This is a genomic window from Alkalihalobacterium alkalinitrilicum, assembly GCF_002019605.1.
GTDB classification, from domain to species: domain Bacteria; phylum Bacillota; class Bacilli; order Bacillales; family Bacillaceae_F; genus Alkalihalobacterium; species Alkalihalobacterium alkalinitrilicum.
Genome location: NZ_KV917368.1, coordinates 2,450,395 through 2,471,208, shown reverse-complemented (window position 1 = coordinate 2,471,208; position 20,814 = coordinate 2,450,395). Strand labels below are relative to the sequence as shown.

Sequence of the window (20,814 nt, the reverse complement as noted above, 5' to 3'; positions counted from 1 at the left end):
GTGTTTACAGATGTCAGCAACGATTATAAGTGGGAAAGAATTAGCAGCAAACAAAAGACAAGATATGAAATTAGAAGTAGAAAAACTAAGTAAGCAGGGAATTATCCCAGGGTTAGCAGTTATTTTAATTGGAGAACATCCAGCTTCAAAATCTTATGTATCTGGTAAGGTGAAAGCATGTGAAGAGGTTGGTATTCGTTCCATTCTCATTGAGAAATCTGAAGATATAACCGAAGAAGAATTACTGAATTTAATTGATAGCTTAAATAATGATAAGGAAATTCATGGAATTCTCGTTCAATTGCCACTACCGAATCATATTTCTGAAAGAGCTGTGATTGAAAAGATTAGCCCAGATAAAGATGTCGACGGATTTCATCCGATTAATATTGGAAAAATGATGATTGGTGAAGAAACCTTTCTACCGTGTACACCATTTGGGATTGTTGAAATGCTTAAGTCAAAGGAAATTAAATTAGAAGGAAAACATGTTGTCGTTATTGGAAGAAGTAATATCGTAGGAAAACCAGTTGGACAACTATTGTTAAATGAAAATGCAACTGTGACATACTGTCACTCGCGGACGGAAAATATGAAAGAGCTAACAAAACAAGCGGATATCCTTATTGTTGCAGTTGGAAAGGCAAATTTTGTTGATTCGAGCTATGTCAAAGGTGGTGCAGCCGTAATTGATGTTGGTGTTAATCGCTTAGATACTGGTAAATTATGCGGTGACGTTGTTTTTGATGAAGTGAAAGAAGTCGCATCTTATTTAACACCTGTACCTGGTGGGGTGGGACCAATGACAATTACGATGCTATTACATAATACAATCATTTCCGCAAAGAGAGGGATTTGATAAGGAGCCGTTTATGTCTAAGGAAACTATTTTATCTGTAACAGAAGTAACTAGGCACATAAAAAGGCAATTTGAACAAGATGATATCTTGCAAAATGTTTGGATTAGAGGCGAACTATCCAACTTTAAGCATCACAATCGTGGACATATGTACTTTACAATTAAAGATGAACAGTCACGCATGCAAGCTGTCATGTTCGCAGGAAATAACCGTTTTCTTAAATTTAAACCCGAAGATGGAATGAAAGTTCTAATCCGTGGCGAGATTACAGTATATGAAGCCTATGGACAATATCAATTGTATGCTCGAGAAATGCAGCCAGACGGAGTCGGGAGCTTATATATGGCTTATGAGCAATTAAAGGAAAAGTTGGAACTTGAAGGCTTATTTGCGCCCGATTTAAAAAAGCCTCTCCCAAATTATGCAATGAGAATTGGAATTGCAACTTCACCAACAGGGGCAGCGATTCGCGATATTGTTACAACGGTAAGAAGGCGGTTTCCGATTGCGAATATTACGTTATTACCTGTTTTAGTACAAGGTGAAGGAGCTGCACCATCAATTGTTAAAGCGATTCGACAAGCGAATGCTTTAAATACATTTGACGTATTAATAATTGGTCGTGGTGGAGGCTCAATTGAGGAACTTTGGGCATTCAATGAGGAAGAAGTTGCGCGCGCGATTTTTGAGTCTACAATTCCCATTATCTCTGCCGTAGGGCATGAAACGGATTTTACTATTTCGGACTTTGTTGCTGATATTCGAGCAGCAACACCTACTGCAGCAGCTGAACTGGCAGTTCCTGAGTTGAAAGAGCTTATAAGGGCTATTGATCTACAAAAACTTAGATTGCGGCGCGCCTTAATGGAAAAGCTTTCTCGTGAAAAACAAAGATTAAGTCAATTGCAAAAATCATATGCATTTCGGTATCCTCAGCAACTAGTAGATCAAAAAGAGCAAGAATTAGATCGGATATATGATCGTTTAGAGCGAGAAATGCGTCGGCTACTGGAAAAACGTATAGACCAGGTCAATCAGTTAACAAAAGATGTCATGAGAAATCATCCGAATAGGAAGCTAGTAAATTCAAAAGAACAAGTGATGTTTTTAAGAGATCAACTTTTGCGAAATATGAAATTGCAATTAAAAGATAAGCAAAACCAATTTCAAAAACAGATGCAAACATTAGAAGTACTTAGCCCGTTAAGAATGATGGAGCGTGGTTACAGCTTAGCTTTTGTTGATACGAATAAGCTCGTAAAGTCGGTAACTGATGTAAAGAGAAGTGATGAAGTTCAAATTCGGGTTATGGATGGTACGGTAAAGTGCCAAGTGGTAGATATTAAAGAGGAAACTTTATTAAAGGTGGATGAGTCATGAGTGAACAAAAGCAAGGGGAATTATCTTTTGAAGAAGCGATAAAAGAACTTGAAAGTGTTGTCGAGAAGCTAGAGCAAGGAGACGTTCCGTTAGAACAAGCGATTACGATGTTTCAAGAGGGAATGAACCTTTCTAAGCTATGTCATGATAAATTGTCAGTCGTCGAAAAGCAATTAGAGCAAATTCTTACAGAAGATGGAGAAATACAAGAAGTATCTTTTCAGGAGGATCATGCAAGTGATTGATCTCAACTTAAATGAATTTCTTAAACGAAGTAAAACAATGATTGACCAGCAACTTCCGACATACATTAGTGAATTAAAAGCTCCACCATCATTAAAAGAAGCAATGCTTTATTCAATTTCCGCAGGAGGAAAACGAATACGCCCAGTTTTATTATTAGCTACTCTGCAAGCTTTTAATCAGGATGAAAAAGTTGGAATTGATGTGGCTTGTGCCATTGAGATGTTACATACCTATTCTTTAATCCATGATGACTTACCTGCGATGGATGATGATGATTTACGTAGAGGAATGCCAACAAATCATAAGGTGTATGGAGAAGCTATGGCAATCCTAGCTGGAGATGCACTGCTTACATATTCATTTCAATTAATTAGTGATATGGACGTTCCCAGTATAACAGATCAGATGAAAATAAAATTAATACAAGAGTTTGCAAAAGCATCAGGACCAGAAGGAATGGTTGGTGGCCAAGTGGCAGATTTCGAAGGCGAAAAAAAACGATTGTCCTTACAGGAGCTAGAATATGTTCATCATCATAAAACTGGGGATCTCTTAACTTATTCAGTTTTGGCTGGAGCGATTTTAGCTGGTGCCAATAATATAGAACTTGAAAAATTACGCTTGTTTGGTAAAGAGCTTGGACTTGTTTTTCAAATAAAAGACGACATTCTTGATGTTGAAGGAGATGTCTCTACAATTGGAAAGCCAATTGGTAGCGATTCTGACAGAGATAAAAGCACGTATCCATCTTTACTATCTATGGATGGGGCAAAAAGTAAATTATTTGAGCATACAAAACGTGCAAAAGAATATTTATATAGTATTAACCTTGAAAATACTTTATTAATGGAAATAACTGACTATATTGCGGAAAGAGATCACTAATTTGGTAGTTGGTAATCTATAATTGTGCTGGCATACTTTTTCATTGAGCGATTTTCTATCTAGTGATATAATTACTCTACAAGTTGAGTGGTGCAGTATTCTAGTCAGTTCTCTATTTTTGAAGGCGGGGCTAAAAATCCGCTAAAGGGCACATCGATGAAGCTCCTTGTGTCGGCTTGAGGCGCCCAGCTTTGGGTCGGCGCTGGGTGTTAAGGGGTGAGGGCGATCCACAAAGGCATGTGGGCGTTGACCCTCATTCCGCGGAGGCCTTTTCTTTCTACTGTATGCAGGGCATACAAATAGTAGAAAGAGAGGGTATGAACCTGCTAAGGCAAACTTGGGTAGTTATGCCAGCAGCGTAGCCTGCCTTGAGTGGAGTTAGAGGGGATTATGGAAGTGGTGTAAAGGTTGTCGGCCAACAATGTTTACTCTTTACCATATGAAATCTGCTCTGCAAAAGAGGATAAAAGAATAGCGAGGAGCTGCTGAGGAAAACTCCTAGACTGTTCGCAAGACATTTAAAGAGGATTGAAGTGTGGACTAAGTGGTAATCCAGTCTAGCTTTCGGTGACGATGCTAAGATATGTTTAAAGGGAAACCGTCAAAGCGGCGACGCTTTGGTACGTATCTGGGAAATCCTACTGGACCTAAGCCACAGCGTTTACTCTTTAAATGACCACTCAGAATTGTACATAACATGATAAATATAGTGGGTATGTTCAGTTTCTGATACATGAACATCGTCTAAAGATAGGTGACAAATAATATAAATGAAACATTCATTTATTAAATCCATAAATTGGAGCTTAGCAATTGCCGTTATCACACTTGTGTTAGCGGCTATTTTTTCAGTTATATCCACGTTTCTCTTAAGCGGGGTCACATGGGCTATTGGAATGCTAATTGTATTTTTTATTGTATTAATCGGTATTTTTTTTGATACAATTGGTGTAGCCGCGACAGCAGCTGATGAATCTCCTTTTCATGCTATGGCAGCTAGAAAATTAATTGGCGCAAAACATGCTGTGAAGATTACAAGGAACGCAGATCGCTTTGCAAACTTTTGTAATGATGTGATTGGTGATATCGCTGGTATTGTAAGTGGAACAGCATCAGCATACGTCGTTCTTCAGTTGTCTTTACAGTTAGGACACGGTGAAGGATCTTTGGACCAGTTTTTCATATCTGTCCTTTTTACAAGTGTTGTTGCTGCTTTAACGGTTGGAGGAAAATCAGTAGGAAAAACGCTAGCGATGCAATACTCTACTCCCATCATTTATCAGGTTGGTAGAATATTATATATTTTAGAGGTAAAATTAAAAATAACACTTTTTGTTAATAATGGTAAGAACGGAAAGAACAAGAAAAGAGATAAGAATAATCGAAAGTGAGGGTTCTTGATGGAACTTGAAAATATAAAAGACCCTAGTATGTTAAAGCAGCTATCCAAAACAGAGTTGGAACAATTAGCATCTGAAATTCGTCACTTTCTAATAGAAAAGTTATCGATTACGGGTGGTCATTTAGGTCCAAATTTGGGTGTCGTTGAGCTTACGCTAGTTTTACACCATTGTTTAGAAAGTCCAAAGGATAAGATTATCTGGGATGTCGGTCATCAAGCGTATGTTCATAAAATACTAACAGGTAGAGCTGGACAGTTTGACAGCTTACGTCAATACAAGGGACTATGTGGTTTTCCGAAAAAAAGTGAAAGTGAGCATGATGTTTGGGAAACGGGGCACAGTTCAACGTCGTTATCAGCAGCGATGGGAATGGCAACAGCACGTGACCTAAAAGGAACGGATGATAAAGTTGTTGCTGTCATTGGTGATGGTGCGCTTACGGGTGGTATGGCTTTAGAAGCTTTAAACCATATTGGGCATGAACAAAAAGATATAATTGTTATTTTAAATGATAATGAAATGTCAATTGCACCGAATGTAGGAGCACTTCATAACGTATTAGGTCGATTACGAACAGCAGGAAAGTATCATAAAGCTAAAGAAGAGCTAGAAATGTTAATTCGAAAAATTCCAGCTTTCGGTGGTAAATTAGCCGCGACTGCTGAACGAGTTAAAGATAGCTTGAAATATTTACTTGTATCAGGAATCTTTTTTGAAGAAATGGGATTTACGTATTTAGGGCCAGTTGATGGACACGATTTGGATGACTTAATGGATAATATGAAATATGCAAAAAAGACAAAAGGTCCAGTAATCATCCATGTTCTTACGAAAAAGGGGAAAGGTTATGCTCCTGCAGAAAATGATGCAGAAGGAACTTGGCATGGCTTAGGACCTTATAAGATTGAATCAGGAGAAGTTGTTAGTAAGCCAGGGCCACCAAGTTATAGTGGTGTATTTAGTGAAACTCTTAAGAAAATTGCTAGAGAAGACAAACGACTGGTTGCTATTACAGCTGCGATGCCAGGTGGTACAAAGTTAGATAAGTTTGCTGCAGAATTCCCTGAGCGGATGATCGATGTTGGGATTGCAGAACAACATGCAACAACGATGGCTGGGGGATTAGCTACACAGGGATTAAAGCCTGTTTTTGCCGTGTATTCAACTTTCCTACAAAGAGGATATGACCAAATTGTTCATGATATCTGTCGTCAAAACTTAAATGTTGTATTTGCTATTGATCGTGCAGGACTTGTTGGCGCCGATGGTGAAACACATCAAGGGGTATTTGATATTGCTTATCTCAGACATTTACCTAACATGGTAATCCTTATGCCAAAGGATGAAAACGAATTACAGCACATGCTTTATACGGCGATTCAATATGATGATGGCCCAATTGCTGTTCGTTATCCACGTGGGAATGGCTATGGTATAAAAATGGATGAACAGCTCAAACAAATTCCTATTGGTAAATGGGACGTTCTCCAAGACGGCAATGATGCCTGTATATTAACATATGGGACAATGCTTCCTGTAGCTGAAGAAGCTGTCCGTCATCTTGCATTACAAGGATTGTCTGTTAAAGTCGTAAACGCTCGTTCAGCTAAACCATTGGATGAAGAGTTATTAACTGAGCTTGCAAAAACGAACATACCAATATTAACGTTAGAAGAAGCAGCGATACAAGGAAGCTTCGGTAGTGCGGTATTAGAGTTCTTCCACGACAATGATTTCCATGGTGTAGTTGTGGAACGTATGGGAATTCCTGATCGATTCATTGAGCATGGAAGTGTCTCGCAATTACTCGAAGAAGTTGGTCTAACTTCAGGCAAAGTTGCTGAAAAAATTACAGCAATGGTACCGCGAAAAAGACAAAGGGCATAAATAATGAGCAAAAAAGAACGAATAGATATATTGCTAGTGGAGAAAGGTTTAATCGAAACGAGAGAAAAAGCGAAACGAGCGGTTATGGCAGGACTAGTTTATGTAGAAAGTGAACGAATTGACAAACCAGGAATGAAAATTAGTATTGATTCTCCTCTCATGATTAAAGGCGATGTTATACCATATGTAAGCCGGGGAGGCTTAAAGCTAGAGAAGGCGATAAAAGTATTCAATCTACAGTTAGAAGGTTATACTGTCTTAGATATTGGGGCGTCAACTGGAGGGTTTACAGACTGTGCTTTGCAAAATGGGGCAAAGCAAGTGTATGCCTTAGATGTTGGATATAACCAACTTGCCTGGAAATTAAGAACCGATGAACGGGTAACGGTAATGGAGAGAACGAATTTTCGTTACGTGAAGCCTGAGGATTTAATTCATGGTTTACCTAATTTTGCAACAATTGATGTTTCGTTTATTTCCCTAAAGCTCATCCTTCCTGTATTAAAAACGTTGTTGCTTGAAAATAGTCAAGTGATAGCGTTAATTAAACCTCAGTTTGAAGCTGGTAGGGAAGAAGTAGGTAAAAAAGGAATTGTTCGTGAACCTAAGACACATATAAAAGTTGTACAAGCTATCATTGACTTCTCGAAAGGTGAGGGCTTTGATATTGCAGGTATTGACTACTCGCCAATTAAAGGCGGAGAGGGTAATATTGAGTTCCTATTGAATTTACGTTGGAATTCAAATCAGGAAACGGTGCCGTATTCAGTGGAAGAAGTTGTTAGTCAAGCCCACGAACAATTAAAGAAAGACTAAAACCAGCAGGGCAAACGCCCTGCTGGTTTTTTAAAGGTGTAAACATACTTTAAACATGAAGTGTTTGCTTGTCGGGGCTAAACCGGCTCCTTCCACTTTTTTGATGTCTAGTTGCAGTCGCCAGCCCCTCGAGGTCAAATAACCTGTCAGGACAAAAGTCAAAAAGCGGACTTTAGCCTGCCAGAACATTTGCTTGTCGGGGCTAAACCGGATCCTTCCACTTTTTTGTGTATATACTTTGGGATATAGTATTTATACAGTAATTATTATAATTATTTGTAAAAAACCTTGAAATGAAAGAAGATAGATGTACAATAATGAATATACAATTAGTGAATATTAATTAATTTGATAAGTGGGTGGATGAAAATGAATAAGGGACAACGCCATATAAAAATTAGGGAAATTATTACCAATCAAGAAATTGAAACTCAAGATGATTTAGTCGAACAACTAAAAAATTCAGGTTATAATGTGACACAAGCTACGGTTTCACGTGACATAAAAGAGTTACACTTAGTTAAAGTCCCTATGATGGATGGGAGATATAAGTATAGTTTACCAGCAGATCAACGCTTTAACCCGCTACAAAAATTAAAAAGAGCATTAATGGATAGCTTTGTAAGCATTGACCGGTCAGAAAATATGATTGTTATGAAGACGTTACCTGGAAATGCAAATGCTGTTGGAGCTCTAATAGATAACTTAGATTGGACTGAGATAATGGGGACGATTTGTGGGGATGATACTATACTCATCATTTGTAAACATAAAGAAGATACCCTAAGTATTACTGAACGTTTTTTAGAAATGCTATAGAAGGTGAAAAAATATGCTTGTAGAATTGTCCATCAAAAATTTTGCAATAATTGATGAATTAACGGTTTCATTAAATAAAGGGTTGACTGTACTTACAGGTGAAACAGGGGCAGGAAAATCAATTATCATTGATGCAATAGGCTTATTAGTTGGTGGAAGGGGTTCAACCGAATTTATTAGATACGGGGCAAACCGGGCCGAGATTGAAGGTTTGTTTTCAATTGACCAAGACCACCCTGTCATTGAAAAAGCGAAAGCCCTTGGAATTGAAGTTGAAGAAGGTATGATTATAGTTCGAAGAGATTTAACGACGAATGGGAAGAGCATTTGTCGGTTAAATGGAAAACTTGTAACTCTTGGGATTATTAGGGAAATTGGCCAAACATTAGTGGATATTCATGGGCAACATGAACATCAGACGTTACTCCAACAAGAAAGACATATATCCTACTTGGACAGTTATGCAAAAAATAAATTGGAGTTGACAAAAAGTGAGTATCAAACACTTTACAAAAAATATATGAGTGTTAAACAACAGTTAGAGCAAATGAACAAAAATGAGCAAGAGTTAGCCCATCGTCTAGATTTAATTCAATATCAATTGAATGAAATTGAAAAAGCTAATTTAAGTCCTCATGAAGACAGTGACCTCTTAAATGAAAAGTTTAAATTGAGTAATAATGAAAAGCTCTATAAAGCACTTCATGCAAGCTATAATAGTCTTTATGGTGAAGGGAAAGGTCTCGACTGGATACATAATACTTTAAGTCATGTGGAAGAAGCAGTCGGAATTGACCCAGATTTTCAATCACTTGTTGAGACGGTTTCTAATTGTTATTACTTACTGGAAGAAGTTTCATTTACATTAAGCCATCATTTTGAACAGTTGGAATTTGATCCCCATCGTCTTGAACTCATTGAAAGCCGCTTAAATGAAATTAGTTTGTTAAAAAAGAAATATGGTCCAACCGTTGATGAAATTTTAGAATATGCTGCAAACGTAGAAGATGAACTGGATACCCTCGTAAATAAAGATGACCGTATACAAAATTTACAAAAAGAATTAAATGCAATCGTATTAGATCTTGAAGTAGAAGCAAAGGCATTATCTCAAATTCGAAAACAAACAGCATTACAGTTGAGCGATGCTGTTCATGAACAATTACAAGCACTTTACATGGAAAAAACAAAATTTGCAGTTGAACTTAAAGTATTACCAAATGGTCGATTTACTGAAGAAGGTGTGGATGTGGCTGAATTTTTTCTTTCTCCTAACCCTGGAGAACCATTAAAACCACTATCTAAAGTGGCATCAGGGGGAGAAATCTCTAGAATTATGCTAGCAATGAAGACTATTTTCTCATCAGGACAAGGCATTACTTCGTTAATTTTTGATGAAGTGGATACTGGGGTTAGTGGTCGAGTAGCTCAAGCAATTGCAGAAAAAATCAATAAAATTTCAGAAAAGTCTCAAGTGTTATGCATTACTCATCTTCCCCAAGTGGCCGCCATGTCTGATCAACATTTATTTATTTCAAAACAGCAAATAGAGGAAAGAACGAAAACAAATGTAAGGCAGCTTTCAGAATCAGAAAAAATTAATGAAATAGCAAGAATGATCTCTGGAGTTGAAGTTACTGAACTTACACGTGAACATGCAAACGAATTATTACTCCTTGCTAAAAAATTAAAAACCAAAACATGATAAGTCGGCCAAATAAGGCTGGCTTTTTATTTAAAACATCAGTTATAAATGACACGAAACAAGGCAACATTAGTAATACAGCAAACATGGAGGTGTGTGTAAGGAGCGAGGAGAGTGAAATAATTGTATTCAGAACAAATTAGAAAAATTATAGGAACAATTCTCCTTGTTTTTGTCATCGGTATTGGCTTTTATAAACCAGTACAAGAATGGATAAGCATTCCTTCTCAAGTTGTCATTTTTGAAGGAGTGGAAGAACAAATCGTGAAGCAATCTCCTGAATTAGGACATCTCACAGCTCAATCTAATCAAGATCATTTCATGTTTAATGTAACCGAACATGAAGAAGAACAAGCTATCACTGTTTTAGCTCAAGGGCAAGGGGATGGTGAGGTGACAATTCAGTCTGGGTCTTTACCGACTAAGAAGGTGGACGTAAAAGTTTTACCAGAGGTGAAAGTCGTTCCTGGGGGCCAATCAATAGGAGTGAAACTAAATACAGATGGAGTATTAGTTGTAGGTCATCATCTAATACAAACTGAAAATGGTGAACAGTCGCCAGGAGAAATTGCTGACATTCTCGTAGGAGATATGATTACAGAAATAAATGGAGAAAAAATAACAAGAATGAGTCAAGTGGCAGCTTTTGTTCAAGAAGCTGGCGAAAAAGGTAAAGAACTTGATATTCAAGTAAAGCGAGATAAGAAAACGATGCAAAAAAAGTTATTACCGTTAAAGGCAAAGGGAGAAAGTTCATACCGTTTAGGACTGTATATTCGTGATTCAGCAGCGGGGGTTGGAACTTTAACTTTCTTTGACCCAATAACGAAAAAGTATGGTGCATTAGGCCACGTCATTTCAGATGTTGATACGAAAAAGCCAATTGTTGTTCATGACGGACAAATAATTCGATCGTCGGTAACATCGATTGAAAAAGGGAGTAATGGAGATCCAGGTGAAAAATTAGCGAGCTTTTCAGACCAACGAAATATTTTAGGTAGTATTACTAAGAATAGTTCTTTTGGAATATTTGGAGAACTAACACAACCAAAGCAAGTGAAGAATGAGTTACATGATCAAGCCATGCCAATTGCTTTATCGTCACAAGTAAAAGAAGGCCCTGCGAAAATATTAACGGTGGTTGAAGGAGAAAAAGTTCAAGAGTATGATATTGAAATAATTAGCTCAACCCCTCAAAAATATCCAGCGACAAAAGGTCTCGTTATTAAAGTAACAGATAAAAAATTAATTGAAGCAACTGGTGGTATTGTTCAAGGCATGAGTGGTAGCCCAATCATCCAAGATGGAAAGATCGTAGGTGCAGTTACTCATGTATTTGTAAATGATCCAACCTCTGGATATGGCTGTCATATTGAGTGGATGTTACAAGAAGCTGGAATTGACATTTATAAACAAAAAGATGGGACTGCAAAGGCGAGCTAAGCTCGTCTTTTTTTTTTCCACAACAACAGTAATTCCCTCAATTCAAGACTTCGGAAATCATTAACAGTAATTATATTTATGTTCTTTATCAAAAATCGTCTATATCTTACAATTTATTTATGATACATTAATAATACGGGAATGAAGACATATACTGTAACTGTATTATAAATAAAAACGGCAAAAAAGATTATTCGACAAAAATTCATTGTGCTTTAGCTTGTTAAATCGAATTATAGCGAATTTTATATTATAACGTATTTCATGAATAAAAAACAATATTTTTAGATGAATTTTATAATTTTTAAAGGAGTTTTAGTAAAAGTGTCGAAATTATTGTGTGGAATATAAACTTTGGACATTATTTTATTACTATAGAAGTTGAGGAGGACGTCGTGTGCAAAAGGTTAAAGTATGTATAGCAGATGATAACCGAGAGTTAGTTGGTTTATTAAATGAGTATATTTCTGCTCAAGACGACATGGAAGTAGTAGGTTTTGCTTACAATGGTCAAGAGTGTTTAAAAATTGTAGAAGAAAAACAACCAGATGTACTTATTCTAGATATAATTATGCCTCATTTAGATGGTTTGGCAGTATTAGAGAAATTGAATCAATTAGGGCTCAAGAAAAAAACAAATATTATTATGTTAACAGCTTTTGGACAAGAAGATGTAACGAAGAAAGCAGTTGATTTAGGTGCTTCATATTATATTTTAAAACCATTCGATATGGATACGTTGATTTCCAATATTCGCGATATGAGTGGTCAAAAACAACATTTCATTCAAAAAACGGTTTCATATCAACAGTCTGCACTAAAACAGACAGTGACAAAAGAATTTAATCTTGATGCAAGTATTACAAATATCATTCATGAAATAGGGGTCCCAGCACATATAAAAGGGTATATGTATTTAAGAGAAGCTATTACAATGGTGTATAATGATATTGAACTGTTAGGTTCTATTACTAAAGTTTTATATCCAGATATTGCTAAGAAATTTAATACAACAGCAAGTCGTGTAGAGCGTGCGATCCGCCACGCAATCGAAGTTGCGTGGAGTCGAGGAAACATTGATTCGATTTCGTCGTTATTCGGTTACACAGTGAGCCATACAAAGGCAAAACCGACCAACTCTGAATTTATTGCAATGGTTGCTGATAAGTTAAGGATTGAACATAAAGTTAGTTGAAAAGATCAGAAATAATAAGATAAAGAGGCTAACCATACGTGGTTGCCTCTTTTAGCGGTTTTCGTGTATATAATTTTTAAATAAGTGAACAATTGCATCTGTTCCGAGCATGGGTGCCACATGTTCAATTTCATCTGTTTTCGAATTGTAAGTAATTAAATATCTTTCATCACAATATTCCGCTTGATAAACTCTTCGATCGTTGCTTTCGTGTAAAAATTGAAACATTTTTTCACCTCCAAGATCCTTTTTATTTTTCCCTGCTCACTTTTACCTTATACACATTAAGGTATGGTTGAAATTTGCCTTTTTGGAACATACTATCAAAAAAAGACACGAGGGGTATGAAGTATGAATCGGTTCCTGCGTGGTGTTTGTTATGAAGGACAAATAACGAAAGATTTAGTGAAAGTCATTCCACAACGAAGTATCGCTTTACTGCATCATGAAGATATCGATTGTACTGCAGCAGATGGATTAGTGGATAAAAAAGTTAAAGCGGTGCTAAACATGAAACGTTCTATGACGGGCCGCTATGATCATCACGGGGTATTAGAGTTGTTAAAAGCCCAAATACCTGTTTTTGATATTGTCGAAATATATGATCATAATATTAACCTACACCGATCAAAGATAAAGTTCATAAATTTGGACCTATATGTTAGGGATGAAACTCAATGGAGAAAAGTTGCCAAAGTTTTCAAATATACCATTAAATGGGTAAAGGAGTTAATTAAACTTTCATCATTTCATGTAAATGAATTATACAATGAGTTTGTTAATAACTCACTTGCTTTTGCTGATAAAGAACTCCCTGAATTTATAAATGCGAACGTAAGTAATCAACCATTTAAAGACTTGAATGGAAAAGAAGTTGTGATCGTAGTTAGAGGAACAAAATATAAAAAAGACCTTCAAACTCTTTTGCCAAGAATTAAAAGAAAGAAACTTCCAATAATTGCGGTTGATGGTGCAGCGGATGGCTTAGCTGAATTAGGAATTATACCTAATTATATTATCGGTGACATGGATTCAGTTAGTGAAAAATTACTTAGATCGGGAGCGAACCTTATTGCGCACGGATATTTAAATGGTGTTTCTCCAGGGTATGACCGTGTTTGTAATCTCGGGCTACGTTGTGAAAAGGTTTCGTTTGTTGGAACGAGTGAAGATGTTGCGATTATTTTTTCATATTGGGCTAATGCAACCGTTATCTACTTAGTTGGCGGCCATAACTCCATGAATGATTTCCTAGATAAAGGAAGAAAAGGTATGGGAGCAACCCTTTTGACCCGAATGCAAGCAGGTCATCGGATTGTTGATCTGAAAGGAATTCATCGATTGGAATTAAAAAAGAGTGAGTATTCTCTGCCGTTATTTCCGATAGCAGGTAGTTTCGCTGCGTTGTTATTCATGACATCAAGTTCTAAAGTTCAATTACTTATCATGGTTTTATGGAATTGGGTAAAGGCAGGAGGTGGAGTGTAGAAATGAGATTTCAGCATCCTTTTATTTTAATAACAACACTATTATTTGGCGTTTTGATTGGTGTTGTTATTGATAAAGACTGGTTGAGTGAACAACAGGCTATTTACTTCAACCAACTTCAATCAGAGAATGCTTTATTAAAATCAGAAAGAGAAGGGTGGTTATCCTTTGTTGCTGAAGAAATGGGCTCAACTCCTCTATACATTCCCTCTGAGGATGAATCATATAGTAAATTGGCTTTTTTATTAGAAGAGATTGGTGCAGAGGTTAAATTGATTGAAATGGGAGTAGAGCCGATACTTGAGGCTGATGGTATCCTAATTTCTTTAGGGAACGAATGGTATAAAGAATATGACGGTCCACAAATGACTTTAGAAGCAATCCCTATTCATGAGATCGATGTACAAAACTTTTATTTATCCTTATTACGAGTTAAAGGAGAAAATTATACTCATGGACATTCAAGCTAGTGTTGTCGTCCCTGCATTTAATGAGCAAGAGAGGATTGAAAAAACGTTAAGGACATTAAAGGAACAAACATGGGTAAAAGAAGTTATAACAGTAAATGATGGGAGTATCGATGCGACGGGTGAAATATGTGAAAAATATAGTGATACAACTATCCACTTTAGTCACAATAAAGGAAAAGGTCAAGCTTTAAAAGCAGGTTGGGAACAAGCTCGAGGAGAGTATATTGTATGTTTAGACGCTGATATTGGAACATCAGCAAGAGAAGGTATTAAATTATTATCACCGTTAAACTACCCTTTTATTGATGTTGTTATAGGAACGCTTCCTCCAGCTAAAACGAGAGGCTTTGGATTTGTGAAAAGAAAAGCTCAAAATGTTATTTATCAAAAAACAGGAAAGTGGTTAACTGCACCGTTATCAGGACAACGTGCCTTTCGCCGTAAGTGGTTAATGACGCTGTTAAGCAAAGATTATAGTGGATTTGGAATTGAATTAGCCATGACAATAGACTTATTGAATGCAGGTGCACAATTAGTTGAAGTGGATACACAAATTACCCACAGGTATACAGGGAAGAATTTAAGTGGGATTTTCCATCGTGGAAAGCAATGGTTCGATATTAAAGCAGTAGTGAGAGGTGGTTAAATGATTTTTTTATCATTTACTTTACCTTTAGTTGCAATTGCTACAATGGTTTTTTTTACGCGGATGAACTGGATTACAATCAATTTTCTACAAAAATCTGTTCCTTATAGTATCGGATCGTTTGTATTATATAGTTATTTTATTTTTGCTATTTTTTCGCAGTGGGAAATTCAGTTGTTTAGTGGAGTAAGTATAGTGTATTTATTAGGATTATGGTTAGTTGGACTTATTGATGATATGATCGGTGATAAACAAATAAAGGGGCTAAAAGGTCATATTCGTGCTTTTATTAAAGAAGGTACGTTTAGTACAGCGTTATTGAAATTAACATCCACTTTAATATTGACTTATTTATGGATTTTATTACTTGCCCCATCAACAATAGAGCAATGGGTGAGATATTCGTTGATCTTGATATTGACGCCTCATGTAATGAACTTATTTGATACAAGGCCACTTCGAGTTTGGAAAGTGACTTTGCTACATATTCCGATTTTTTTACCTTATGTTGTGGTAAATGTGCCGTTTTCATATTACTTGTTTCTGTTAACATTTTTATTTATTTTTTATGTTTTAGAAGGCCATGCAGTAGCGATGTTAGGAGATAATGGAGCTACGTTGATGGGAGGTATACTTGCAATTATTACCGTTTCCCATACAACGGTTCAACAACAATATATTGTAATATCGTTGTTAGTTTTATTAACGATTGTTGCTGAGAAGATTTCGTTTACGAAGTGGATTGAAAAACATCCTTTAATGAAAATCGTTGATCAGTGGGGATTGTCTATTAAGTAATAAAGAGGTTGATGCAGGTGCTGTATACTCCTATGAAAACGATATATAGAGCTACGGTTATACTTCACCTCTATACATCGTTTTACAAGGGAGAATAATTCCTGTTCAACTTCTTTTTTATTTTTTTTGAAAACGAGGGGCTATTTTATTATTTTTTCGATCACGATGAAAAATAAACCCGCCGATAAACGCAATACCAAGTATACAAAGAATGAGACCTGCTATAAATTGAAACCATAACGAGAAATAAGGTATATGGAGAATTTGAAAAACGGTATCGCGCATCAGTTTAATCCCGTATCCTGCTATAACGGCTGGAATAACTAAAATCATTAATGCAATAAATCGTTGCATAGGAATTATCCTTTCATATTTAAATCGATAATGATGTAGTTTACAAACTAGATGCAAACGTACAGCCTCTTTGTTATTTATTCTAAATGATTATACCATGATGTCCAAGTAATCAGTTGCAAGTTTTCTCAGTTTCAGTAATAGTTGTGTGTGGGAACGATTCCTTAAAGGGGGAAGTAATATGAAAAAAGTCGTGATCATCGGTGCTGGGAGAGGTGGTACAGCGCTATTGAAGCTACTAATGGAAACGAGGAAAATGGAAGTAGTAGCTGTATCAGATATTAATAGAAAAGCACCTGGTATTCAATTTGCAGTAAAAAATAATATTCAAACAGATACAAACTGGAAAAATATAATTAATCAAAATATAGATATTGTCATTGAAGCGACGGATCAAAATAATTTAATTGAAGAAATAAAACAGTTTTGCCCTAGTGAAACGACGATCATCTCAGGGACGATAGCAAACTTTATATTTCAATTAATTGATGAAAAAGAAAAATTCATATCTTATATGAAAGAACATGGAACTGTACAAGAAACGATTCTCAATTCGACGCACGATGGAATGATCGCCATTAATATGGATTGTGAAGTGACATTATTTAATGAAGCTGCAGGTAAAATGGCGGATATTAATGCCAAGACAGCCATTGGAAAAAGAATAGAGGATGTATTACCTTCAAGTCACTTACCCAGGGTTATACATACAAAAATGGAAGAAACGAATCAAGAACAACTATTGGATAATGGGAGGAAAATTATTACTACGCGTGTTCCGTTGATTTGTGGAGAACAAATGATTGGGGCATTAGCTGTTTTTAGAGATATTACCGAAATCGTTCAGATGGCAGAAGAAGTAACTAATTTAAAAAGTATTCAAACGATGTTAAAAGCAATTATTCATTCGTCTGATGACGCAATTTCAGTTGTTGATGAACAAGGTCTAGGTATTATGATTAACCCTGCCTATTCACGTTTAACAGGTCTACTTCCAGAGGACGTTATTGGCAAACCAGCCACTGCTGACATATACGAAGGAGAAAGCATGCATATGCATGTCCTCAAAACGAGAAAAGCCGTCAGGGGCGTACAAATGACAGTAGGTCCTAAACGAAAAGATGTCTTAGTAAATGTAGCTCCTGTTATTGTTGATGGAAAATTAAAAGGAAGTGTTGGTGTCATTCACGATACGTCTGAAATAAAATCATTAACAGATCAATTACAACGTGCAAGGCAAATTATTCGAACGTTAGAAGCAAAATACACGTTTGATGATATTATCGGTGATTCAGAAGAAGTGAAAGTGGCTATTGAACAAGCCAAGTTAGCTGCAACTACTCCTGCAACAATTTTATTGCGAGGAGAGTCAGGGACAGGTAAAGAGTTATTCGCCCATGCTATACATAATGAGAGTGAACGTAAATATAATAAATTTATTCGTGTGAATTGTGCTGCGATATCAGAGACACTACTTGAAAGTGAATTATTTGGTTATGAAGAAGGTGCTTTTTCGGGTGCGAAACGTGGGGGAAAGCGTGGTCTTTTTGAAGAAGCGAATAAGGGAAGTATTTTTCTTGACGAAATTGGTGAGTTGTCGGGAAATATGCAAGCTAAACTTTTAAGAGTCTTACAGGAGAAAGAAATTGTTAGAGTTGGAGGTACTAAGCCAATTTCAATTGATGTACGTGTAATCGCTGCAACAAATGTAAATTTAGAAAAAGGTATGAATGATCATACTTTTAGAGAGGATTTATATTATAGGTTAAATAAAATGCCTATTTTTATTCCACCGCTAAGAGAACGAAAGGAAGATTTACCTCAACTTTGTTTACATTTACTTCAAAAGTTAAATCAAGATTATGGTAGAGCTGTTGAACTTATTTCTAATGATGCCCTTGAGTTGATCAATAAATATGATTGGCCTGGAAACGTAAGAGAGCTTGAAAATGTACTTGGTCGAGCGATGATTTATATGACACTAAACGAACATGTTATTGAAACAAAGCATTTTCAGCATTTACCAACAATTGAAAAAGCAACAGTAAACATAGAAAGGAAATCAGAAGAGTCTTTAACAGTTGAAACGTTAGCTAAACAAGTAGAGAAGTTTGAAAAAAGAATAATTATAGATACTTTAAATTTGTGTAACTGGAATAAGACAGCAACAGCAAAGTCATTAGGTTTGTCAGTAAGAAACTTATATTATAAAATGGAAAAACACCAAATTGAAAAAAACTTCATGCAATAACTTGCGCAGTATGAAAAATACTGCATACTTTCATTATCGTAATTTCTGTAAAATAAAGCGCTTTCAGGATATTTGTTTTGGCATGGTTCTTGCAATAGTAAATTTGAGAAAGAGAGAAGGAAGGGAAAGAGGGTATGTTACTAAAGAAAATGATGTCTAGGGTGGCTGATTTCCCTAAAAAAATAGTTGCAGTTGCTGCTGCGGATGATGAACGAATGATGACAGTTGTAGATGAAGCTGTTCGTTTAAATCTAGCTTCATTTATGTTGTTCGGTAATGAAGAAAAAATTCGTCAATTAATGGAACAAAAACGGATGAATTTTAAACATGTTGAGATCATATCGACAGAGCATGCTGAACTGTCGGCGCAGGAAGCGGTTAAGGCTGTTTTTCATGGGAAAGCTGATGTGTTAATGAAAGGAATGGTACCTACTTCCGTTCTCTTAAAGGCTGTTTTAAATAAAGACTATGGATTAAGAGTAGGTAAATTATTTTCACACGTAGCGGCTTTTGATATTCCTGATTATGATCGGTTGTTATTTATTACGGATTCGGCTATGAATGTTGCTCCAACACTTGAACAAAAAGTGCAAATTATAAATAACTCTGTTGAAGTTGCACGAAGTGTTGGATTGGAGTTACCTAAAGTGGCTCCTGTTGCAGCTGTCGAAGTGGTCAATCCAGATATGCAGTCAACCGTTGATGCAGCAGTTTTAACACAAATGAACCGAAGAGGGCAAATCAAAAATTGCTTAGTAGATGGCCCTCTTGCGTTAGATAATGCGATCTCAAAAGATGCGGCTCAATATAAAGGGATTGCAGGAGAGGTTGCAGGAGAGACGGATATTATACTAGTGCCGACTTTAGAAATAGGGAATATTCTTTATAAATCTTTGGTTTATTTTGGGAAGGCGAATGTCGGAGGATTTATTACAGGCGCTAAAGCACCGATTGTATTATCCTCAAGATCAGATTCAACTTTAAATAAAGTGTACTCAATTGCATTTGCATTAACTGCAATTCGTACTGAAAAAGTTTTAGTCAAATAGCATACTAGGAGGAAACAAAATGGAACTTTTTAAGTATATGGAATTATATAATTATGAACAGGTTGTTGTTTGTCAAGATAAAGATTCGGGACTAAAAGCAATTATCGCAATCCACGATACAACACTCGGACCAGCATTAGGTGGAACGAGAATGTGGATGTACGAAAGTGAAGAAGCAGCTTTTGAAGACGCGCTTCGGTTAGCTCGTGGAATGACTTATAAAAATGCCGCAGCGGGATTAAATTTAGGCGGTGGAAAAACGGTCATTATTGGTGATCCTCGTAAGGATAAAAACGAAGAGATGTTTCGTGCATTTGGGCGTTTTATTCAAGGGTTGAATGGTCGTTATATTACAGCTGAGGATGTTGGAACTACTGTAGCAGATATGGACCTCATTCATGAAGAGACAAATTATGTTACTGGAATTTCTCCTGCGTTTGGATCATCAGGAAATCCTTCTCCAGTAACGGCCTATGGAGTATATGTAGGAATGAAAGCTGCGGCAAAAGCTGGTTTTGGAACGGATTCTTTAGAAGGTAAAACCGTGGCAGTCCAAGGCGTTGGAAACGTTGCATATAACCTTTGTCGTCACCTTCATGAAGAAGGTGCAAAATTAATTGTTACAGATATTAATAAGGAAGCTGTACAACGCGTCGTCGAGGAATTCGATGCCAAAGCAGTAGATATAAATGATATATATGAAGTAGAGTGTGATATTTTTGCTCCTTGTGCGCTTGGGGCGATCATCAATGATCAAACGATTCCTAAGTTAAAAGCAAAAGTGATTGCTGGTGCAGCAAATAATCAATTAAAAGAAACGAGACACGGCGACCTCATTCATGAAATGGGAATTGTTTATGCGCCTGATTATGTTATTAATGCAGGTGGTGTCATTAACGTTGCTGATGAATTGTATGGCTATAATAGAGATCGTGCGATGAAAAAGGTAGAAGGTATATATGAAAACATAGAAAAAGTCATCGAAATTTCTAGTCGTGATAAAATTCCAACATACCTAGCGGCAGATCGTATGGCGGAAGAGCGAATTAGAAGAATGAGAAATTCAAGAAAACAATTTTTGCAAAATGGCCAACATATTTTAAGTCGTAGATAAGTTAG

The 20,814-nt window shown here is 36.4% G+C and carries 20 protein-coding genes; 18 read left to right on the top strand and 2 right to left on the bottom strand.

Annotated elements, in window-relative coordinates:
* Positions 1 to 10 precede the first annotated feature (10 nt).
* The 11 genes from folD to spo0A all read left to right on the top strand — a co-directional run bounded on the left by folD (position 11) and on the right by spo0A (position 12,639).
* On the top strand, positions 11 to 859 hold the full coding sequence (gene folD, locus BK574_RS11595) for a bifunctional methylenetetrahydrofolate dehydrogenase/methenyltetrahydrofolate cyclohydrolase FolD (protein WP_075385041.1): 849 nt from the start codon (positions 11 to 13) through the stop codon (positions 857 to 859).
* A gap of 13 nt (positions 860 to 872) precedes the next feature.
* The gene (xseA, locus tag BK574_RS11590; protein ID WP_078428714.1) at positions 873 to 2,240 is read left to right on the top strand and encodes an exodeoxyribonuclease VII large subunit; all 1,368 of its coding nucleotides are present in this window, start codon (positions 873 to 875) and stop codon (positions 2,238 to 2,240) included.
* The gene (locus BK574_RS11585) at positions 2,237 to 2,485 is read left to right on the top strand and encodes an exodeoxyribonuclease VII small subunit (protein WP_075385039.1); all 249 of its coding nucleotides are present in this window, start codon (positions 2,237 to 2,239) and stop codon (positions 2,483 to 2,485) included. The genes xseA and BK574_RS11585 overlap by 4 nt, the downstream gene beginning before the upstream one ends.
* Positions 2,481 to 3,371, top strand: coding sequence for a farnesyl diphosphate synthase (locus BK574_RS11580; RefSeq protein ID WP_169917373.1), 891 nt, complete (start codon positions 2,481 to 2,483; stop codon positions 3,369 to 3,371). The genes BK574_RS11585 and BK574_RS11580 overlap by 5 nt, the downstream gene beginning before the upstream one ends.
* Before the next feature lie 770 nt (positions 3,372 to 4,141).
* Complete coding sequence (locus BK574_RS11575; protein ID WP_075385037.1) at positions 4,142 to 4,762, top strand: CNNM metal transporter family protein; 621 nt, start codon at positions 4,142 to 4,144, stop codon at positions 4,760 to 4,762.
* A gap of 9 nt (positions 4,763 to 4,771) precedes the next feature.
* Positions 4,772 to 6,661, top strand: coding sequence for a 1-deoxy-D-xylulose-5-phosphate synthase (gene dxs, locus BK574_RS11570; RefSeq protein ID WP_078428712.1), 1,890 nt, complete (start codon positions 4,772 to 4,774; stop codon positions 6,659 to 6,661).
* Between the two features lie 3 nt (positions 6,662 to 6,664).
* Positions 6,665 to 7,477, top strand: a complete 813-nt coding sequence (locus BK574_RS11565; protein ID WP_078428711.1) for a TlyA family RNA methyltransferase — start codon at positions 6,665 to 6,667, stop codon at positions 7,475 to 7,477.
* Positions 7,478 to 7,846: 369 nt separating this feature from the next.
* Positions 7,847 to 8,296, top strand: a complete 450-nt coding sequence (gene ahrC, locus BK574_RS11560; RefSeq protein WP_075385034.1) for a transcriptional regulator AhrC/ArgR — start codon at positions 7,847 to 7,849, stop codon at positions 8,294 to 8,296.
* A 13-nt stretch (positions 8,297 to 8,309) separates the two neighbouring features.
* Positions 8,310 to 10,001 (top strand): DNA repair protein RecN, encoded by a 1,692-nt coding sequence (recN, locus tag BK574_RS11555; protein ID WP_078428710.1) that lies wholly within the window; start codon positions 8,310 to 8,312, stop codon positions 9,999 to 10,001.
* Between the two features lie 123 nt (positions 10,002 to 10,124).
* A complete protein-coding gene (spoIVB, locus tag BK574_RS11550) occupies positions 10,125 to 11,444 on the top strand; it encodes a SpoIVB peptidase (protein ID WP_078428709.1) in 1,320 nt (439 codons plus the stop codon).
* 397 nt (positions 11,445 to 11,841) lie between these two features.
* The gene (gene spo0A, locus BK574_RS11545) at positions 11,842 to 12,639 is read left to right on the top strand and encodes a sporulation transcription factor Spo0A (RefSeq protein ID WP_078428708.1); all 798 of its coding nucleotides are present in this window, start codon (positions 11,842 to 11,844) and stop codon (positions 12,637 to 12,639) included.
* Positions 12,640 to 12,690: 51 nt separating this feature from the next.
* Here spo0A and BK574_RS27480 read toward each other — a convergent pair whose 3' ends face one another.
* Positions 12,691 to 12,867: a hypothetical protein gene (locus BK574_RS27480; protein WP_158211628.1), complete on the bottom strand. Its 177-nt coding sequence runs from the start codon at positions 12,865 to 12,867 to the stop codon at positions 12,691 to 12,693.
* A 123-nt stretch (positions 12,868 to 12,990) separates the two neighbouring features.
* On the opposite strand from BK574_RS27480, the gene steA reads away from it, so the two are divergent.
* From steA to BK574_RS11525, 4 genes are read left to right on the top strand one after another with little or no spacing between them, the layout of a single operon-like run.
* Complete coding sequence (gene steA / locus BK574_RS11540) at positions 12,991 to 14,127, top strand: putative cytokinetic ring protein SteA (protein WP_078428707.1); 1,137 nt, start codon at positions 12,991 to 12,993, stop codon at positions 14,125 to 14,127.
* A gap of 2 nt (positions 14,128 to 14,129) precedes the next feature.
* Positions 14,130 to 14,597, top strand: a complete 468-nt coding sequence (locus tag BK574_RS11535; protein WP_075385029.1) for a hypothetical protein — start codon at positions 14,130 to 14,132, stop codon at positions 14,595 to 14,597.
* Positions 14,581 to 15,243: a glycosyltransferase family 2 protein gene (locus BK574_RS11530; RefSeq protein WP_238458010.1), complete on the top strand. Its 663-nt coding sequence runs from the start codon at positions 14,581 to 14,583 to the stop codon at positions 15,241 to 15,243. The genes BK574_RS11535 and BK574_RS11530 overlap by 17 nt, the downstream gene beginning before the upstream one ends.
* Complete coding sequence (locus BK574_RS11525; RefSeq protein ID WP_078428705.1) at positions 15,244 to 16,041, top strand: hypothetical protein; 798 nt, start codon at positions 15,244 to 15,246, stop codon at positions 16,039 to 16,041. It begins immediately after the preceding gene.
* Positions 16,042 to 16,158: 117 nt separating this feature from the next.
* Here BK574_RS11525 and BK574_RS11520 read toward each other — a convergent pair whose 3' ends face one another.
* Positions 16,159 to 16,395, bottom strand: coding sequence for a DUF2627 domain-containing protein (locus tag BK574_RS11520; protein ID WP_075385121.1), 237 nt, complete (start codon positions 16,393 to 16,395; stop codon positions 16,159 to 16,161).
* 181 nt (positions 16,396 to 16,576) lie between these two features.
* Here BK574_RS11520 and BK574_RS11515 point away from each other — a divergent pair, with 181 nt between their 5' ends.
* The 3 genes from BK574_RS11515 (at position 16,577) to bcd (ending at position 20,809) form a co-directional block, all read left to right on the top strand.
* The gene (locus BK574_RS11515; RefSeq protein WP_078428704.1) at positions 16,577 to 18,646 is read left to right on the top strand and encodes a sigma 54-interacting transcriptional regulator; all 2,070 of its coding nucleotides are present in this window, start codon (positions 16,577 to 16,579) and stop codon (positions 18,644 to 18,646) included.
* Between the two features lie 134 nt (positions 18,647 to 18,780).
* Positions 18,781 to 19,695, top strand: coding sequence for a phosphate butyryltransferase (gene yqiS, locus BK574_RS11510; protein ID WP_078428703.1), 915 nt, complete (start codon positions 18,781 to 18,783; stop codon positions 19,693 to 19,695).
* Between the two features lie 19 nt (positions 19,696 to 19,714).
* On the top strand, positions 19,715 to 20,809 hold the full coding sequence (gene bcd / locus BK574_RS11505) for a branched-chain amino acid dehydrogenase (protein ID WP_075385024.1): 1,095 nt from the start codon (positions 19,715 to 19,717) through the stop codon (positions 20,807 to 20,809).
* Positions 20,810 to 20,814 lie beyond the last annotated feature (5 nt).

What these genes read in the sequence shown, in the direction of transcription:
- folD (WP_075385041.1), top strand. Translation starts at nt 11, where the DNA reads ATGTCAGCAACGATTATAAGTGGGAAAGAATTAGCAGCAAACAAAAGA.
- xseA (WP_078428714.1), top strand. Translation starts at nt 873, where the DNA reads ATGTCTAAGGAAACTATTTTATCTGTAACAGAAGTAACTAGGCACATA.
- BK574_RS11585 (WP_075385039.1), top strand. Translation starts at nt 2,237, where the DNA reads ATGAGTGAACAAAAGCAAGGGGAATTATCTTTTGAAGAAGCGATAAAA.
- BK574_RS11575 (WP_075385037.1), top strand. Translation starts at nt 4,142, where the DNA reads ATGAAACATTCATTTATTAAATCCATAAATTGGAGCTTAGCAATTGCC.
- dxs (WP_078428712.1), top strand. Translation starts at nt 4,772, where the DNA reads ATGGAACTTGAAAATATAAAAGACCCTAGTATGTTAAAGCAGCTATCC.
- BK574_RS11565 (WP_078428711.1), top strand. Translation starts at nt 6,665, where the DNA reads ATGAGCAAAAAAGAACGAATAGATATATTGCTAGTGGAGAAAGGTTTA.
- ahrC (WP_075385034.1), top strand. Translation starts at nt 7,847, where the DNA reads ATGAATAAGGGACAACGCCATATAAAAATTAGGGAAATTATTACCAAT.
- recN (WP_078428710.1), top strand. Translation starts at nt 8,310, where the DNA reads ATGCTTGTAGAATTGTCCATCAAAAATTTTGCAATAATTGATGAATTA.
- BK574_RS27480 (WP_158211628.1), bottom strand. Translation starts at nt 12,867, where the DNA reads ATGTTTCAATTTTTACACGAAAGCAACGATCGAAGAGTTTATCAAGCG.
- steA (WP_078428707.1), top strand. Translation starts at nt 12,991, where the DNA reads ATGAATCGGTTCCTGCGTGGTGTTTGTTATGAAGGACAAATAACGAAA.
- BK574_RS11535 (WP_075385029.1), top strand. Translation starts at nt 14,130, where the DNA reads ATGAGATTTCAGCATCCTTTTATTTTAATAACAACACTATTATTTGGC.
- BK574_RS11530 (WP_238458010.1), top strand. Translation starts at nt 14,581, where the DNA reads ATGGACATTCAAGCTAGTGTTGTCGTCCCTGCATTTAATGAGCAAGAG.
- BK574_RS11525 (WP_078428705.1), top strand. Translation starts at nt 15,244, where the DNA reads ATGATTTTTTTATCATTTACTTTACCTTTAGTTGCAATTGCTACAATG.
- BK574_RS11520 (WP_075385121.1), bottom strand. Translation starts at nt 16,395, where the DNA reads ATGCAACGATTTATTGCATTAATGATTTTAGTTATTCCAGCCGTTATA.
- BK574_RS11515 (WP_078428704.1), top strand. Translation starts at nt 16,577, where the DNA reads ATGAAAAAAGTCGTGATCATCGGTGCTGGGAGAGGTGGTACAGCGCTA.
- yqiS (WP_078428703.1), top strand. Translation starts at nt 18,781, where the DNA reads ATGTTACTAAAGAAAATGATGTCTAGGGTGGCTGATTTCCCTAAAAAA.
- bcd (WP_075385024.1), top strand. Translation starts at nt 19,715, where the DNA reads ATGGAACTTTTTAAGTATATGGAATTATATAATTATGAACAGGTTGTT.